Genomic DNA, 16,023 nt, shown 5'->3' with positions numbered 1-16,023 from the left:
GCGTTGCCGGGAGCGGTTCGCGGCCTCAGCGGTCGAGGACGCGCATCTCGAACCAGGTGGTCTTGCCCCGCGGTAAGAGGTCGGCGCCCCAGCGGTCCGAGAGCTTGTCGACCAGGAAGAGCCCGCGGCCCGTGGTGTCCAGCTCGTGCACGGGCATCAGGCAGGGCAGCCCGCGCGAGGGGTCGCGCACCTCGATCCGGATCCAGCCGCGGCGGCGCAGCATCCGCAGACCGAAGGAGCGGGCGCCGGTGTGCCGGACCGCGTTGCCCACGAGTTCGGAGACGAGCAGCACGGCGTGCTCGGCCGTCTGCGGGGACAGTGCCCAGAGCCGGGACGCCACATGCTGGGTGAGCCGGCGGGCGAGGGCCGCGGACTCCGGGAGCGAGGGCAGGGTCACCTCCCCGTCGGCCGGGCTGCCGTACAACTCCACTGCTTTCAGGCCCTGTTCGTCCTCCAGAGCCGCCGTCGGTCGTACGGCGGGAGCGCTGCTGCGCTGCCGCGGCTGTTCCACACCCTCCAGGCCCGCCATGCGTCCATCATGAAGGGCCGAGCCCTCCCCCGGTGGGGTTCCGCGCGAAAACGCCCCCTCGGAATGCTTCATTCCGGAGGGCGTCCCGTCATATGCCGACGGCAAGCGGAGCGTGGTTACACGCTCCCCACCTGCGATGACTTACCGCTGCGAGATCATCACCCAGAGTCGATCTCCACAGGTTCTTAAGGTTCCCTTAAGGCCTGGCTAATCCACCCGCAGGGAGGACGCCGTACCGGGCGCCCCCCACCGCGGCCCGCGTGCTCAGCGGAACGTGGCCTTGCCCGGGCCCTCCTCGACGAAGCTGCGCATGCCGCGCTCGCGGTCCTCGGTCGCGAACAGCCCCGCGAACCAGTTGCGTTCGATGGTCAGGCCGGTGTCGATGTCCGCCTCCAGGCCGGCGTCCACGCACTCCTTGGCGGCGCGCAGGGCGATCGCCGGACCCTGGGCGAGCTTGGCGGCCCAGGCGTGCGCCTGCTCGTACACCTCGGCGGCGGGCACCACGCGGTCCACCAGGCCCAGCACCAGGGCCTCTTCGGCCTTCACCATCCGCCCGGTGAAGATCAGGTCCTTGGCCTTGGAGGGGCCGATCAGCCGGGACAGCCGCTGGGTGCCGCCCGCGCCCGGGATCAGGCCGAGCAGGATCTCGGGCTGGCCGAGCTTGGCGTTGTCGGCGGCGATCCGGTAGTCCGCGCACAGCGCCAGCTCGCAGCCGCCGCCCAGGGCGTAGCCGGTGACGGCCGCGACGACGGGCTTGGGGATCCGCGCGACGGCGGTGAAGGAGTCCTGCAGGGCGCGGGACCGGGCGATCATCGCCGCGTGGTCCATCACCTGCATCTCCTTGATGTCGGCGCCCGCGGCGAACACCTTCTCGCCGCCGTAGAGGATCACCGCGCGCACGTCCGCGCGGTCCGTCGCCTCGGCCGCCAGCTCGCGCAGGCGGTCCTGGGTGGCGATGTCCAGGGCGTTCATGGGCGGACGGTCCAGGCGGATGGTGCCGACGCCTGCCGAGACTTCGAGAGTGAGGGTCATACGGCGAAGGTTAGCGGGGGTTAACGGGGAGTGGCCCGGTGCCGTGGATCACAGCACCGGGCCACTCCTCACTCCGTACGCGCTACTTGATCCACTCCGCCCAGTTCATGTTCCAGCCGTTGAGGCCGTTGTCCGGGGCGATCTGCTTGTCCTTGGAGTTCTTCACGATCACCACGTCGCCGATCAGCGACTCGTTGAAGAACCACGCGGCCGGCATGTCGTCGTCACCGGCACCGCGGGCGTCGCGCAGGCCCACGCAGCCGTGGCTCACGTTCTCCGAGCCGAAGGTGTCCGAGGAGGCCCAGTAGTTGCCGTGCACGAAGGTGCCGGAGTTCGACAGGCGCATCGCGTGCGGGACGTCGGAGATGTCGTACTCGCCGCCGAAGCCGACGGTGGCGCCGTTCATCCGCGTCACCTTGTACTTCTCGCTGATGACCATCTGCCCGTTGTACGTGGTCGTCGCCGGGGCGCCCGCGGTGATCGGGACGTCCTTGAGGACCACGTTGTCCCGCACGACCTGCATCTGGTGGGCGCTCGCGTCGACCGTGGTGACCTGGGAGCGGCCGACCTTGAAGGAGACGGTGCGGGTCTGCTTGCCGTAGACGCCGGGGCGGCCCTCGACGCCGTCCAGGGCGATCTTGACGGTGACCTTGGTGCCCGCCGCCCAGTACTTCTCGGGGCGGAAGTCGAGCCGGTCGTTGCCGAACCAGTGGCCCTCGACCGGCACCGGCGGCTCGGCGGTCACGGTGATGGCCTTCTCCACGGCGTCCGGATTGGTGATCCCGCGGCTGAAGTTGATCGAGACCGGCATGCCCACGCCGACGGTGTCGCCGTCCTCGGGCAGGTAGTGGCCGACGAAGGTGTTCGTCGGGGTGAGCGTCGTGAAGGCGATGTCCTTCGCGGACTCGCGCCCGGCGCCGTCCTTGGCGACCGCGTGCACCTTGTACTCGGTGGCCGAGCCGAGGTTGCGGGCGGGCTCCCAACTGGCGCCGTCCGGGGCCATCTTGCCCTCGACCGCGTTGCCCTTCGTATCGGCGACCGTCACCGTGGTGAGCTTGCCGCCGGTGCTGGTTATCTTCAGGACGCCGCTGGTCGCGACCTCCTTGGCACCGTCGTCCGGCTTTATGGTGACCGTCGCCTGCGAGGCCTCGGTACCCGTCCTGCCGTTCGCGCCGCCGCCCTTGCCGTTGTCCCCGCCGCCGCCTCCGGTGGTGTCGCCCGCGCCGCTGCACCCGGTGGTGAGCAGCAGGGCCGCCCCGAGCAGCAGGGCCGGCAGGCCGGTGCGGAAGCGGCCGCGAATCGGCTGCAGGTTCACTCTTGTTCTCCCCCATGTCCCCGACGCGCGGACAGTCGCGCGCTGGGCGAAATGGAATCACACGGCGGGACGGGATGAGGAAACGGATGTGTCACCGTTCCGTCCCAAACGCCTGTGAACAGGGAAAAGGAGCGGTCAGTCCTCGGTGCCGGGCTTGGTGCCCCAGACGTAGACGGCGTCGCCCTCGGTCAGCAGGTCCCACAGGCGGGCCGCGTCGGGGACGGTGAGGTTCACGCAGCCCGCCGAGCCGCTGTAGTTGTAGAGGTTCCCGCGGTGGCCGTGGATGGCCTGCCCCTCGTCGAAGAACTGGGCGTACGGCATGGGGGCGTTGTCGTACAGGGTGGAGTGGTGGTCCTCGCTGCGCCAGTACACCTCGTGCCAGCCGGGCCGCGTCTCCTCGCTGTCGCGGCCGGTGCGGATCGGGACGGGCGCGAAGACGACCTCGGTGTCGCGCTGCACCCACAGCAGCTGGCGGTCCATGTCCACGCAGGTGACGCGGTGCGGGCGGACCGGGCAGCGGCCCTGCGCGTTGGGGTCGGGCCGGGCCTGGACGGCGACCATCGTGCGGTAGGTCCCGAGGTCCGGGTAGCCGTCGGCGGGCCGCAGCCGCTGGGCCCGCTGGAAGGTGCGGATGGCGGCGCAGTCCGCCGGGCTCTGGACGCCGTCGACCGGCCGGTGCAGGTACGCCTCCAGCTCGCGCTGGTAGGGGCCGGTGCGGGCGGTGCAGGGAGCCTCGGGCGCGCCCTGCGCGACCGCGAAGGCGGCCGCCGCCTCCGGGGGGTGCTCCGTGACCGGGGGCCGGGCCGGGCCGGCCAGGGCCAGCACCGCGGCCAGTGCGGCCGCCCCGCGTATCGCGCCTGTCGCCATGCCGCCTCCTGACCCCGTCGGCCCGCGGGCCGGGCTCGCGGTGCCAGCCAACCCCGGCGGGCCCGTCCCGGCGCGCGCGGATGCGCCGATGCGGTGACGGGGTCACCCCACCGGCGCATCCGGGAGCCGTCCGGCCGCCCGCTCCGGTTCAGCCGCGCGGGCTCCGGCGGTCCGGGCCGCGGCCCTTGCCGCCGTCGCCCTTGCCGTGGTGGTCGCGCGCGTTGGTGAGCCGCTGGACGTACACGTGGTCCGGGGTCCGCCCGTCCAGGTGGAGCGGGCCGGTCACCCGGTTCCGGGGCACCTTGTACCCCTCGGGGACGTCCGTCTCCACGAGGTAGTAGTAGCCGTCGGAGAGCCGCGGGAAGGTGCAGATCCCGTCGCGGTCGGTGGCGCAGCCTTCGGTGACCCGCCGGTCGGCGTTGATGCCGCGGTGCTGGAGGCCCTTGGTGCCGTTGGTCTCCTTCCAGACCTCGAACACCGCGCCGCGCAGCGGCCGCCCGGTCTTCTCGTCCAGCTTCACGACCTTGATCGTGCCGGTGTGCGGATCGGGCACCCTGCGGTTCGGGACGTTGACGACGAGGCCGTCCTTGACGTCCCCCTCGTCCGGGGTGAAGGCGGTGACCGGCTCGGCGGGCCGCTCGTAGCCTTCGGGCGTCCCGGTCTCGCGCCAGTAGTAGGTGGCGCCGACGGGCAGCTCGACGGTGCAGCCGCCCTGGGCGTCGGTGACGCACTCACCCGGCAGCCTGGTGTCGGGGCCGGTGCCCTGGGCCGTGGTCTGGAGGTCCCGGCGTCCGTTGGTCTCCTTCCACAGCTCGAACCGCGCGCCGCGCAGGGGCGCGCCGCCGTCCTCGTCGGTCTTCCGCAGCACCACCTTGACGGTGGCGGGCGGTACCGCTTCCTTCTCGTTGACCGCGGTGACCCGGACGCCGTCCTGCGCGTTCTGCGGGGTCAGCCGGACCGTGTGGACCGAGTTCGCGGGCAGCAGGTAGCCGGCGGGCGCGGCCGTCTCGCGCCAGTAGTACGTGCCCAGCGGGCCGGTGTGCTCGCACAGCCCGGTGCTCGTGGTCACGCAGTCCTCGACCTTGGTGTCGGCGTCCGGGCCGGTGAACTGGGCGCCCGGGCGGCCGTTGGTCTCGTGCCACAGCTCGAACGCCGCGTCGGCCAGGGGCTTGCCGCCGGCGTCCTGCTTGAGGACGGAGGTCGCGCCGCGCACCACCGGGGGCGCGCAGTCGGGCAGGTCGCCGTCGAAGGGGTAGGCGTGGAACTCCTGACCGCCGCCCCCGCCCCGGATCCCGGTGTGCGTGAGGTCGCCGGTGGTGAAGAACCGGCCGTTCATGCCGGGCAGGGTGACCTCGGTGGCCGAGGCCTGCGCGCCGACCAGCACGCTGCCCTGGAACTGGCCGCTGCCGTTCAGGTGCACGGCGGTGGCGTCGGGGAAGTTCCACAGCAGCCGGGTGCGCAGCGCGTTCCACGCGTCGGCGCCCGGGCCGGTGTCGTTGATGCTGCCGCTGAAGGTGCTGATGGTCCGGGTCGTGCCGTACACGTTGACGAGCACGGTGGCGCCCGCCGGGATCCGCGCGAAGCGGACGCCGATCGCGCCGTTGTTGCGCCCGACCAGATCGGCGTCGACCTCGAAGACCTGGAGGGCCGAGGTGTCGTCGCCGGTGAAGACGAAGGTGCCGTCCTGGTTGCGGACGGTGCCGGTGGCGGGACGGCGCTGCCCGCCGGGGTGCGCGTAACAGGTGCTGGCGGCGGTGAGCCGGTCGCGCAGCGGGGCGTACGGGGTCGCGGCGGCCGGGTCCTGGACCGTCGGGCCGGTGATGGTGCCGGGGCCGGGCGCGGCGCCCGCGTGCCGCACCACGCCGCCGTCCGAGATCAGCCGCTCGCCCGCGGCGATGTGCACGTCCCGGCCGGTGGTGAGGAAGTCGGCGCCGACCGGCGGCGGGACGAGGGAACCGGCCCCGACGACGCCGATGTTGTAGGCGCTGCTCGCCCCGGCCGCCTTGTCCTGGTCGAAGGTGCCGAGGACGACGACCCGGCCCTCCGCCTCGGCGGCGCGCTCACGGACCAGGAAGTCGCCGCCGACGAAGATGTTGACGCCGTTGTCGCGGCCCTTGGGGACGCCGTCGACACCGATGGGCGGGTACGGGTCCGGACAGTCGCCCGGTACGCACGGACCCAGCCCGCCCGGCAGTGGTGCCCGCACGGCGGCCGCCGGGCGCTCGCCCGCGGCGCCGCCGGAGCCCCCGGAACCGCCGGGGCCGGCCGCCAGGGCCGTGGGCGCCCCGGCGGCCAGTACGGCCCCGATCGCGAGCCCGAGGGTCCACTTCCTTGCTGACATGACGCTCCGTCCGTTGCCTGCCGCTGTCGGCGCTGTGTGCGCTGACAGGCTGGACGCGGGGTCCGGCGAGCCGCGCGGACCGACACTCCCGGCCAGGGCCATCCCGGTCGGACAATCACTCGATCGGTCCGCGCTCAGCCGAGGGCGGAGCCCGCGACCCAGTGCGGCCAGGAGAGGTTCCAGCCGCTCAGGCCGTTGTCCGGAGCGACCGTCTTGTCCTGGGAGTTCACGATCTCGACGACGTCCCCGACCAGGGTCCGGTCGAAGAACCAGCCCGCCGGGGTGTCCGAGCCGCCGCCCTTGTCGTCCCGCAGGCCGATGCAGCCGTGGCTGGTGTTGCTGGCGCCGAAGGTGTCGGGGCTGGCCCAGTAGTTCCCGTGCAGGAAGGTGCCGGAGGCGGTGAGCCGCATGGCGTGCGGGACGTCGGGGATGTCGTACTCCCCGCCGAAACCGACGGTCTGGCCGTTCATCCGGGTCACGTCGAACATCTCGCTGACCACCATCTTGCCGTTGTAGGTGGTGTTCTTCGGCGCCCCGGCGCTGATCGGCAGGGTGGAGAGCAGCCGGCCGTCGCGGCGGACCTCCATGGTGTGGGCGGCCGCGTCGACGGTGGAGATCTGCCGGCGGCCGACGGTGAAGCTCACGCGCTTGCTCTGGACCCCGTACGAGCCGGGGGCGCCCTCGACGTCGCGGAGCTTCATGTCCACGGTGACCTCGGTGCCTGGCTTCCAGTACTCCTTGGGCCTGAAGTCGATCCGCTCGTCGCCGAACCAGTGGCCGGTGACCTCCACGGCGGGGTCGGCGGTGATGGTGATGGCCCGTTCGACCTCGGCGCGGTTCTTGATGGGCCGGTTGAAGGTGAAGGAGACGATCATGCCGGTGCCGACGGTGGAGCGGTTCTCGGGCTTGAAGTAGCCGATGAACCGCTCCTCGGGGACGTAGGTGGTGAAGCTGGTGTGCCGGGCCTGGCGGCGGTTGTGGCCGTCGACCGCGACGGCGTCCACCGTGTACTTGGCGGCGAGCGCGAGCCGTCCGGCGCCCGCGTCGGGGTGCCAGCCGAGGCCGTCGGGATCGATCGATCCGGGTACCTGTTCCTCCTGCGCGTCCTCCACCTTGGTGACCACGACCCGCTCCAGGCGCCCCTCGGGCACGTGCACCGTCAGCGGCCCTTCGGCGGGCACGCCCTTGGCGTTGTCCTCCGGGGTGACCCGGATGGCTTCCTGCGGCGATCTGGCCTTCCCCGGGAGCTGGATCTCCACCGGGGAGCCGCCCCCCTCGGTGCATCCGCCGACTCCGCCCATCAGGCCCGCCCATGCCGCCACGGCGGCCATCCCGGCCCGCGCCCGCCTCTTCACAAGTCTCACGGTGCGTCCAACGACCGTCCCGTCCAGGGGAAACGTGAGTGCCGCCCAGGTTCCGGGCAGAACAGTGGGGAGGACCGGACGGGGGTGGGCTGCGGCCGGGACGCCGCAGCCCCCTTCCCTCCCCCCGCAGGTACCGAGGAGCCGTGGAGGCGGGCAGTGACGAGCGCAGCCGAGGACGAGGCGGTGGAATCCGTTCCGCACGCCCCCGAAAGGACCGACGGGCACATGGACGGCCGGGGCGACGGATACGCCGACGGGCAGGTGTCCGTGCAGGTGGGCGCCCAGGTCGCCAAGGCGGTCGCGGGCCGGGTACGGGCCCGCCCGCTCCCCGGGCCGACCGTGTGGCCCGGCTCCTCGCACCCCCTGGGAGCCCGCTACCGGACCGGCCCCGACGGGGTCGCGGGCACCAACTTCGCGCTGTGGGCGCAGGGGGCGGAGTCCGTGGAGCTGTGCCTGTTCGACGAGGGCGGCGCCGAGACCCGGTGCGCGCTGGCGGAACTGACGCACGAGATCTGGCACGGTTTCGTGCCGGGCGTACGCCCGGGGCAGCGGTACGGCTTCCGGGTGCACGGCCGGTGGGATCCCTGGACGGGAGCCCGCTACAACCCGGCGAAGCTGCTGCTGGATCCGTACGCCCGCGCGGTGGACGGGGACTTCACGCTGCCCCCGGAGGTGTACGGGCACGTGCGGGACTGGCCGCAGCAGTACATCGCGGACACCGTGCGCGACGACCGGGACTCGGCGCCCTTCGTCCCGAAGGGGGTGGTCGTCCACGACGACGACGACTGGGCGGACGACGTGCGCCCCAAGACGCCGTGGGCGGACTCCGTCATCTACGAGCTGCACGTGCGCGGCTTCACCATGCGCCACCCGGGGATCCCGGAGGAGCTGCGCGGCACGTACGCCGGACTGGCCCATCCGGCGGCGCTCGCGCACCTGACCGAGCTGGGGGTGACGGCGGTGGAGCTGCTGCCGGTGCACCAGTTCGGTCACGAGGACCACCTGCTGCGCCGGGGGCTGCGCAACTACTGGGGCTACAACTCGGTCGGCTACTTCGCCCCGCACGCGGGCTACTGCGCCTCGGGCACCACCGGGCAGCAGGTCGGCGAGTTCAAGCGGATGGTGAAGGCGCTGCACGCGGCCGGGATCGAGGTGATCCTCGACGTGGTCTACAACCACACCGCGGAGGCGGGCGAGCTGGGCCCGACCCTGTCGCTGCGCGGGATCGACAACCGGGGCTACTACCGGCTGCAGAACGACCAGCGGCGCTATGCCGACTACACGGGCTGCGGCAACACCCTGCACGCCGGGCGCCCCCACGTGCTGCGGCTGATCACCGACTCGCTGCGGTACTGGGTGACGGAGATGGGGGTGGACGGCTTCCGCTTCGACCTGGCGGCCGCGCTGGCGCGCTCCATGCACGACGTGGACATGCTGTCGCCGTTCCTGGCGGTGATCGCGCAGGACCCGGTGCTGCGGCGGGTGAAGCTGATCGCGGAGCCGTGGGACGTGGGGTCGGGGGGTTACCAGGTGGGCGCCTTCCCCCCGCTGTGGACCGAGTGGAACGACCGGTACCGGGACGCGGTCCGCGACTTCTGGCGGGGCGCGCTGCCCGACGTGCGGGACCTGGGCTACCGGCTGTCGGGGTCCAGCGACCTGTACGCGTGGGGCGGCCGGCGCCCGTACGCCTCGGTGAACTTCGTGACCGCGCACGACGGTTTCACCCTGCGCGACCTGGTCTCCTACGAGCGCAAGCACAACGAGGCCAACGGCGAGGACGGCCGCGACGGGACCAACGACAACCGGTCCTGGAACGGCGGGGTCGAGGGGGAACCGCCCGAGGGCACCGACCCGCGGATCGCGGCGCTGCGCAGGCGCCAGCTGCGCAACCTGCTGACCACGCTGCTGCTGTCGACGGGGGTGCCGATGCTGGTGGCGGGCGACGAGTTCGGCCGGACCCAGGGCGGCAACAACAACGCGTACTGCCAGGACAACGAGACGGGGTGGGTGGACTGGTCCCTGCTGGAGGACCCGGCCTGGCGGGAGCTGTTCGCGCTGACCGCGCGGCTGGTGCGGCTGCGCCGGGAGCACCCGGTGCTGCGGCGGCGGGCGTTCTTCTCGGGGCGGCCCCAGGGCGCGGACGGGCTGCGGGACCTGGCGTGGTTCACCCCGGACGGCGCGGAGATGACCGAGCGGGACTGGTACGCGCCCGCGGCCGCGCTGGGCCTGTACCTGTCGGGGCGGGACATCCCCGGGCGGGACGAGCGGGGGCGCCCGGTGACGGACGACAGTTTCCTGGCCCTGCTGCACGCCGGGGACCGGCCGGTGGCGTGGACGCTGCCGGGGGCGCCGTGGGCGGCGGAGTACGAGGTGGTGCTGGACACCTCGCGGGAGGACCAGGAGGCGGCCCCGGGCGTGCGGTACCGGGGCGGGCGGACGATGACGGTTCCGGCGCGGTCGGTGGTGCTGCTGCGGGTGGTGTCCTGAGGGGGCGTCGGGTGGCGAGGGCGTGGCGGCGGGGCGGCGGCCCGGGAGCGGTCCGGTGGCGGCTTTCCGGCCGCGGCGGCGGCCGCCGCGGCGCGCCCTGCGATGATGTGCCGTCGTACACGCGTGCGCTTGCGCGCGTGGCAACGGGGTCGTCGAAGGGGCTGTGCGGATGGCCAGTGTCAAGGCCGCGCTCGGGGAGTTGCGCGGGGCGCAGAAGTCGGCGAAGGGGGTATCGCTGTACTCGCGCTTCGTGAACCGGCCCGCCGGGCGGTACCTGGCCGCCGGCTCGTACGCGCTGGGGCTCAGCCCGAACCAGGTGACGCTGGTCAGCGCCGCCTTCAGCTTCGCCGCCGTGGGCGCCGTGGCGCTGGCCGGGCCCTCGTGGGGGCTCGGATTCGCGGTGTGGGCGGCGCTCGCCGTCGGCTTCGCCTTCGACTCGGCGGACGGGCAGCTCGCCCGGCTGCGGGGCGGCGGCAGCGCGGCGGGCGAGTGGCTCGACCACGTCGTGGACTGCGCCAAGCTGACCGCGCTGCACACCTGCGTGCTGATCGCCTTCTACCGCTTCCCGGAGGCCTACGGGACCACCGGGGACGGCTGGCTGCTGGTGCCGCTGGGCTTCCAGTTCGCGGCGGTGGTGACCTTCTTCGGCGGACTGCTGACGGAGAAGCTCAAGCCGCGGCCCGCTCCGGGGAGCGCGGCCGCCGCGCCCTCCACCCTGCGCGCGGTGGCGCTGCTGCCCGTGGACTACGGGGTGTTCAGCCTGGTGTTCCTGCTGCTCGGCGGCGGGGAGCTGTTCCGCTGGGCCTATGCCGGGTTCGGCGCGGTGGCCGCGCTGTTCCTGCTGGCGTTCCTCGCCAAGTGGTTCCGCGAACTCAGCGCAGTTCGGCGCTGAGCGGGCCCGGCGCGGGAGCGGCGAGCGCGTCCAGGGCCCGGCGCAGCTGGGTGCTGGACGTGTGCACGGTATAGGGGAAGTAGACGACGTCGACGCCGACGGTGGCGAAGTCCTCTTCCAGCCGTTGGCCCTTGGGCGTGCCGCGCCAGTCGTCGCCCTTGAAGATCACGTCGAAACGGACCTGCTTCCAGGTCTCCAGTTTGTCGGGGACCGTCTCGACGAAAGCGGCGTCGACGTACTTTACGCTCCGGACGATTTCCAGCCGCTCGACGAGCGGAATCATCGGGCGGCGCCCCTTGGCGCGTTCCGCCATCTCGTCGGAGACCACCCCGGCCACCAGGTAGTCGCACCGACTCCGGGCGTGCCGGAGGATGTTGAGGTGCCCGATGTGGAAGAGGTCGTAGGCGCCCGGCGCGTAGCCGACCCGGTACGGCCTGCGTGCGGGCGCGCCCCCTGCGGACGTGTCCTGCTCGGTCATGTGTTACCCCCCAGAAGCCGCGCCCCCCGGCGCGGCGGATCAGCAGACAATAGCGTGCGCGTTCCACCTCGTGCGGGTGAACGATTAGGGTGTGCAGCGCATCGACCTGGGGGGAAGGGGACGTTCAGTGTCCATATCCGGTCACCGGCGCCTGCTGCTGGTATCCACCAATTACGCTCCCGAGCACGCGGGCATCGGCCCGTACGCCACACAAATCGCGGAGCACTGGGCGAATATCGGCCACGATACCCATGTCCTCGCGGGTATGCCCCACTATCCCTCCTGGTCGCTCGAACCGGAGTACAAGGGGGCGCTCCGGCGCACGGAGAAGCGCGCGGGGGTGACCGTGCACCGGCGTGCGCACACCGTCCCGGCGCGGCAGACCGCCGTCAAGCGGGCCCTTTTTGAAGGATCGATTCTGCTGCACGGCGCGGTGGCCCCGCCCCGGATGCCGAAGCCGGACGCGGTCCTCGCCCAGATGCCCAGCCTGGCGGGCGGCGTGCTCGCGGCGCGGCTCGCGGCCCGGTGGAAGGTCCCCTTCGTCCCGGTCGTCCAGGACCTGATGGGCGCCGCCGCCGCGCAGAGCGGGATCAGCGGCGGCGACCGGGCGGCCGTGATCGCCGCCCGCGCCGAGGCCTACGCCCTCAAGCGCGCCACCCTGGTCGGCGTCATCCACGAGACCTTCGTGGACCGGGTCGTGGGCATGGGCGTGGACCCGGAGCGGATCCGCCTGGTCCCCAACTGGTCGCACGTGCCCGCCCCCGCCAAGCCGCGCGACGAGACCCGCCGCCACCTGGGCTGGGCCCCCGGCCAGACGGTGGTCCTGCACTCCGGGAACATGGGCCTCAAGCAGGGCCTCGACGTCCTCGTCGACGCGGCCCGCCTCGACCCCGGCGTCCGCTTCGTCCTCATGGGCGACGGCAGCCAGCGCGGGGCCCTGGCCGACCTGTCGGCCGACGTGCCCAACCTGGACATCATCCCCCCTGCCGCCGACGGCGAGTTCCCCGATATCCTCGCGGCGGCGGACGTGCTCGCGGTCACCCAGCACGCGGGCGTGCTCGACATGAGCGTGCCGTCCAAGCTCACCTCCTACTTCGCGGCGGGCCGGCCGGTCGTCGCCTCGGTGGCGGCCGGGGGCGGTACCGCCCAGGAGGTGGAGCGTTCGGGAGCCGGTGTGCTCGTCACGCCGGAGGATCCGGGCGCGCTGCTGAAGGCCGTACGCGCGCTGGCCGACGATCCGTGGGAGGCCGACGCGCTCGGCGCGGCCGGTCCGCGCCACGTGGCGGCTCACCTGAGCCGTGCGGCGGGCCTCGCCCGCATCGACGCACTGATGGACGAAGCACTTGGGGGTCCCCGGCCGTGATCGAGACGAACCGCCCGGCAGCGGTCCCCGCCGAGGACGAACCCGATCTCCTCAGGGACCAGTTCCGCCAGCTGACGCGCTACCGCAGGCTCATCGGCGCGGGCATCGGGATCGGTCTGCTGGGCGGTGTGTACCTGGGCGTCTCGACCGCCGACACCTACGTCGCCACCGCCGACGTGGTCCTGCGCACGCCCACCGACGACCCCTTCAACCCGAGCATCGCGCCCGACAAGGCGATCAACATCGGCTCCGAGCGGCAGGTCGCGCTCAGCAGTTCCATCGCGGCCGAGGCCGCGAAGAAGCTCGGCGTCCCCGATACCGGTCTCGCCGCGCTGCGTTCGGGGCTCCAGGTCACCAACCCGCCGCAGACCATGGTGCTGCGGTTCACCTACACCTCCGCGTCCCCCGCGCAGGCCGCCAAGCGCGCCAACGCGATGACCGAGGCGTACCTGCTCAAGCGGCGCGACGCCCTCGACGTCACCCGGGACGCGATGGTCAAGAGCTACAAGGACCAGCGCGACCCGGTCGCCAAGCAGCTCGACGACCTGGTCAAGCAGATAGCCAACATGCCCGCGGGCAGCGCGCGCGACGCCGCCTACTCCTCCCGCACCGACCTGCAGAGCAAGGTCGGCCAGCTCAACGGCAACATCGCCAAGCTCGACGCGCTCGACATGACCCCCGGCCGGGTCACCAGCGCCGCCACCCCGCCCACCCGGCCCGACGGCCCGGGCATCGTCATGTCGCTCGCGCTCGGCGCGGCCGTCGGTCTGGCCCTCGGCCTGCTCGCCGCCTGGGTCCGGCTGGTCTTCGACCCGGCGCCGCGTTCCGACGGCGACGTCTCGCGGGCCCTGCGCGCCCCCGTGCTCGGGAACCTGCCCCGCGACAAGACCGGCGGCGGACCGCTGCTCGCCGCCGGCGAGGCCGATCCGCGGCTCGCGGAGGAGTACCGGTCCGTGGCCTTCCGGCTCGCCTACGACTCCCGGTTCGCCGACCGCCGGCGCCTGCTCGTGGTCGCCCCGCGCGGCAGCAGCGAGACCGCCGCCGCGGTGGCCGTGAACCTCGCCGCGTCCTTCGCCGAGACCGGCAAGGACGTCCTGCTCATCGAGGCGGACCTGCGGACGCCGCTGCTCGCCAGCCAGCTGCCCACCGACGCGGGCGGGCGGCCCCGCTGGAGCCAGCCGCCGGGCGGGACCGGCGGACCCGCCGAGCCGGAATGGCCCGACGGGCGCCAGCTCGTCGTGGACGCCGGCGAGTCCGGCGCCTTCGACCTGATCCCCGGCGAGCGGGTGCGCAACGTCGCCCGCGCGCTGACCACGCCGCGCGCGACCCGGCTGATCTCGGAAGCCGACTCCCCGAACTCCACCGTGGTCGTGCTCGCGCCGCCCGTCCTTTCCTACGCCGACGCGCTCGCGCTGGTCGACCGGGTCGACGGCGTCCTGGTGGTCTGCGACCCGCGCGCCGTGCACCGCACCGACCTGACCCGGATCCGCGAGCTGATCAGCGGCGCGGGCGGCACCGTGCTGGGCGCCGTCCTGCACGGGCCGCTGCCCGGCGAGAAGCGCGGCTGGTCCGGCCGCCGGTCCGCGTCCGCGTCCCGGACCGCGCCGGCGTCGGCGTCGGCGGTCCCGGCCGCCGCGGCCGCGCCCGCCGCCCCGGCCCGCGGCGAACTGCCCGAGCCGGACCAGCAGATCCCCGGTGACGGCAGCGACACGGTCGCCCTGCGCACGGTCCGCACGGGCCGCAGATGAGCCGGCGCGGTCTCGCCGCCCTCTCCTCGGTCCTGGACCAGGCGGCGTCCAGTGCCACGAACATCCTGGTGCTGGTGCTGGCCGCGCGCCTGTCCTCGGCCGCCGGTTTCGCCGCTTTCTCCATGGTCTACGTGACCTTCAGCGTGCTGCTCGGGCTGAACATGGCGTACGTCGGCCAGAGCGTGGTCCTGGAGCGCGGGGAGCGGCGGGCGGTGGTCTGCCGCTCCGCGGTGGCCTTCACCGGCTCTGCCTCGGTGCTCGTGGGCGGCGCGCTCGCCGTCGTTGGCCTCCTCCTGTCCGGTCCGGCGGCGGGGGCGTTCCTCGCGCTGGGCGCGGTGCTGCCGCTGGTCCTGGTCCAGGACGGGCTGCGGTACTGCTTCTCGGCGCTGCGCACGCCCGAACGGGCGCTGGCCGCCGACGCCTTGCGGCTGGTGTGTGTGGTGGGCGCCCTGCTGCTCCAGCCGTCGGGGGCCTCGCCGGGCCGGCTGGTGCTCGTGTGGGGGGTCTCGGCGCTCCCGGCGCTGGCGCTCGGGCTGTGGCTGCTGCGGCCGTACGTGCGCGGGGCGCGGGCCGACCTGCGGCCGTACCTGCGCCGGGGGCACCTCGGGCAGCGGTTCGTGGTCGAGTTCGCGGTGGGCAACGGCTCCAGCCAGCTCGCGGTGCTCGGGCTCGGTGTCTTCGCGACCCCGCTCGCCGTGGGCGCGCTGCGCGGTGCGAGCACCCTCTTCGGTCCGCTCAACGTCCTGTTCAACTCGGCCAACGCCTTCGGGCCGCCGATGCTGGGGCGGCGCGGGGGCAAGCGTGCGGTGGTCCGTACGACGGGGGCGCTCGGGCTGGTCCTGGCGACGCTGGGCGCGGCGTGGGCGGCGGTGCTGTACCTGCTTCCGGACCGGCTGGGGCGGCAGCTGCTCGGCGAGACCTGGTCCTCGGCGGCCGCCCTGCTCCCGGCGACCGGGGCGCAGTACGCGGCGATGGGGCTGGGCACCTGCGCCCTGCTGACCCTGCGGGTGCTGGCGCCGAAGGCGACGCTCTCCGTGCAGGTGGTCTTCTCGGTGCTGTCGGTGGTGCTGATGCTCGGCGGGTACGGGGTGGGGGGTGCGCAGGGCGCCGCGTGGGGCCTGGCGGCCGGCTCGGCCCTCAAAGCCCTGGCCGCCTGGACCCGCGCCACCCGCCTCCCGGCCCCGACCCCGGAGCCCGCCCCCCCGACCCTCGGGCCCGCCACACCCAGCCCGCCCGCCCAGACGCCTGGGCCCGCCACATCCAGCCCGCCCGCCCAGACGCCTGGGCCCGCCACATCCAGCCCGCCCGGCGATTGAGGGCCCGCCGGAGGCCCCACCGGCAGAGGCCGGGAAATCACCGGTCCGACGCCGGGCACATGCCGTGGACCCTCCGGGGGCGCCTCAAACGCCGGCGAGGCTGGGGTGGCACATCCAGCCCGCCCGGCGATTGAGGGCCCGCCGGAGGCCCCACCGGCGGAGGCCGGAGAACCAGCGGTCCGACGCCGGGCGCACGCCGTGGACCCTCCGGGGGCGCCTCAAACGCCGGCGAGGCTGGGGTGGCACATCCAGCCCGCCCGGCGATTGAGGGCCCGCCGGAGGCCCCACCGG

12 protein-coding genes are annotated in these 16,023 nt (G+C 73.5%); 5 read left to right on the top strand and 7 right to left on the bottom strand.

The window, feature by feature from the left end:
* Nucleotides 1-25: 25 nt before the first annotated feature.
* The 6 genes from AC0693_RS26805 to AC0693_RS26780 form a co-directional block, all read right to left on the bottom strand.
* Nucleotides 26-529 (bottom strand): ATP-binding protein, encoded by a 504-nt coding sequence (locus AC0693_RS26805; protein ID WP_356414560.1) that lies wholly within the window; start codon nt 527-529, stop codon nt 26-28.
* Nucleotides 530-793: 264 nt separating this feature from the next.
* Nucleotides 794-1,561: an enoyl-CoA hydratase/isomerase family protein gene (locus tag AC0693_RS26800; RefSeq protein ID WP_469317926.1), complete on the bottom strand. Its 768-nt coding sequence runs from the start codon at nt 1,559-1,561 to the stop codon at nt 794-796.
* An 82-nt stretch (nt 1,562-1,643) separates the two neighbouring features.
* Nucleotides 1,644-2,870, bottom strand: coding sequence for a L,D-transpeptidase (locus AC0693_RS26795; protein ID WP_469317956.1), 1,227 nt, complete (start codon nt 2,868-2,870; stop codon nt 1,644-1,646).
* 141 nt (nt 2,871-3,011) lie between these two features.
* The gene (locus AC0693_RS26790; RefSeq protein WP_469332510.1) at nt 3,012-3,743 is read right to left on the bottom strand and encodes a L,D-transpeptidase family protein; all 732 of its coding nucleotides are present in this window, start codon (nt 3,741-3,743) and stop codon (nt 3,012-3,014) included.
* A 148-nt stretch (nt 3,744-3,891) separates the two neighbouring features.
* On the bottom strand, nt 3,892-6,084 hold the full coding sequence (locus AC0693_RS26785; protein WP_478803101.1) for a choice-of-anchor A family protein: 2,193 nt from the start codon (nt 6,082-6,084) through the stop codon (nt 3,892-3,894).
* Between the two features lie 134 nt (nt 6,085-6,218).
* Nucleotides 6,219-7,415 carry a L,D-transpeptidase gene (locus AC0693_RS26780; protein WP_478803186.1) on the bottom strand — a complete coding sequence of 399 codons (1,197 nt, stop codon included), beginning with the start codon at nt 7,413-7,415 and terminating at the stop codon, nt 6,219-6,221.
* A 189-nt stretch (nt 7,416-7,604) separates the two neighbouring features.
* On the opposite strand from AC0693_RS26780, the gene glgX reads away from it, so the two are divergent.
* Both glgX and AC0693_RS26770 read left to right on the top strand, forming a co-directional pair.
* On the top strand, nt 7,605-9,935 hold the full coding sequence (gene glgX / locus AC0693_RS26775) for a glycogen debranching protein GlgX (protein WP_478803100.1): 2,331 nt from the start codon (nt 7,605-7,607) through the stop codon (nt 9,933-9,935).
* A 169-nt stretch (nt 9,936-10,104) separates the two neighbouring features.
* Nucleotides 10,105-10,827 (top strand): CDP-alcohol phosphatidyltransferase family protein, encoded by a 723-nt coding sequence (locus AC0693_RS26770; protein ID WP_356414578.1) that lies wholly within the window; start codon nt 10,105-10,107, stop codon nt 10,825-10,827.
* Here AC0693_RS26770 and AC0693_RS26765 read toward each other — a convergent pair.
* A complete protein-coding gene (locus AC0693_RS26765) occupies nt 10,808-11,305 on the bottom strand; it encodes an FAD synthase family protein (RefSeq protein WP_356414581.1) in 498 nt (165 codons plus the stop codon). The genes AC0693_RS26770 and AC0693_RS26765 overlap by 20 nt on opposite strands.
* A 157-nt stretch (nt 11,306-11,462) precedes the next feature.
* On the opposite strand from AC0693_RS26765, the gene AC0693_RS26760 reads away from it, so the two are divergent.
* From AC0693_RS26760 to AC0693_RS26750, 3 genes are read left to right on the top strand one after another with little or no spacing between them, the layout of a single operon-like run.
* Nucleotides 11,463-12,668: a glycosyltransferase family 4 protein gene (locus tag AC0693_RS26760; RefSeq protein WP_356414599.1), complete on the top strand. Its 1,206-nt coding sequence runs from the start codon at nt 11,463-11,465 to the stop codon at nt 12,666-12,668.
* A complete protein-coding gene (locus AC0693_RS26755) occupies nt 12,665-14,416 on the top strand; it encodes a lipopolysaccharide biosynthesis protein (protein WP_478803099.1) in 1,752 nt (583 codons plus the stop codon). The genes AC0693_RS26760 and AC0693_RS26755 overlap by 4 nt, the downstream gene beginning before the upstream one ends.
* The gene (locus tag AC0693_RS26750; protein WP_478803098.1) at nt 14,413-15,732 is read left to right on the top strand and encodes an MATE family efflux transporter; all 1,320 of its coding nucleotides are present in this window, start codon (nt 14,413-14,415) and stop codon (nt 15,730-15,732) included. Before AC0693_RS26755 ends, AC0693_RS26750 begins: the two co-directional genes overlap by 4 nt.
* The last annotated feature ends 291 nt before the right edge of the window (nt 15,733-16,023 follow it).

This window comes from Streptomyces sp. NPDC043876 (assembly GCF_056435825.1).
The sequence above is the reverse complement of the archived record's forward strand: the minus strand, read 5'-3'. Positions and strand labels throughout refer to the sequence as shown.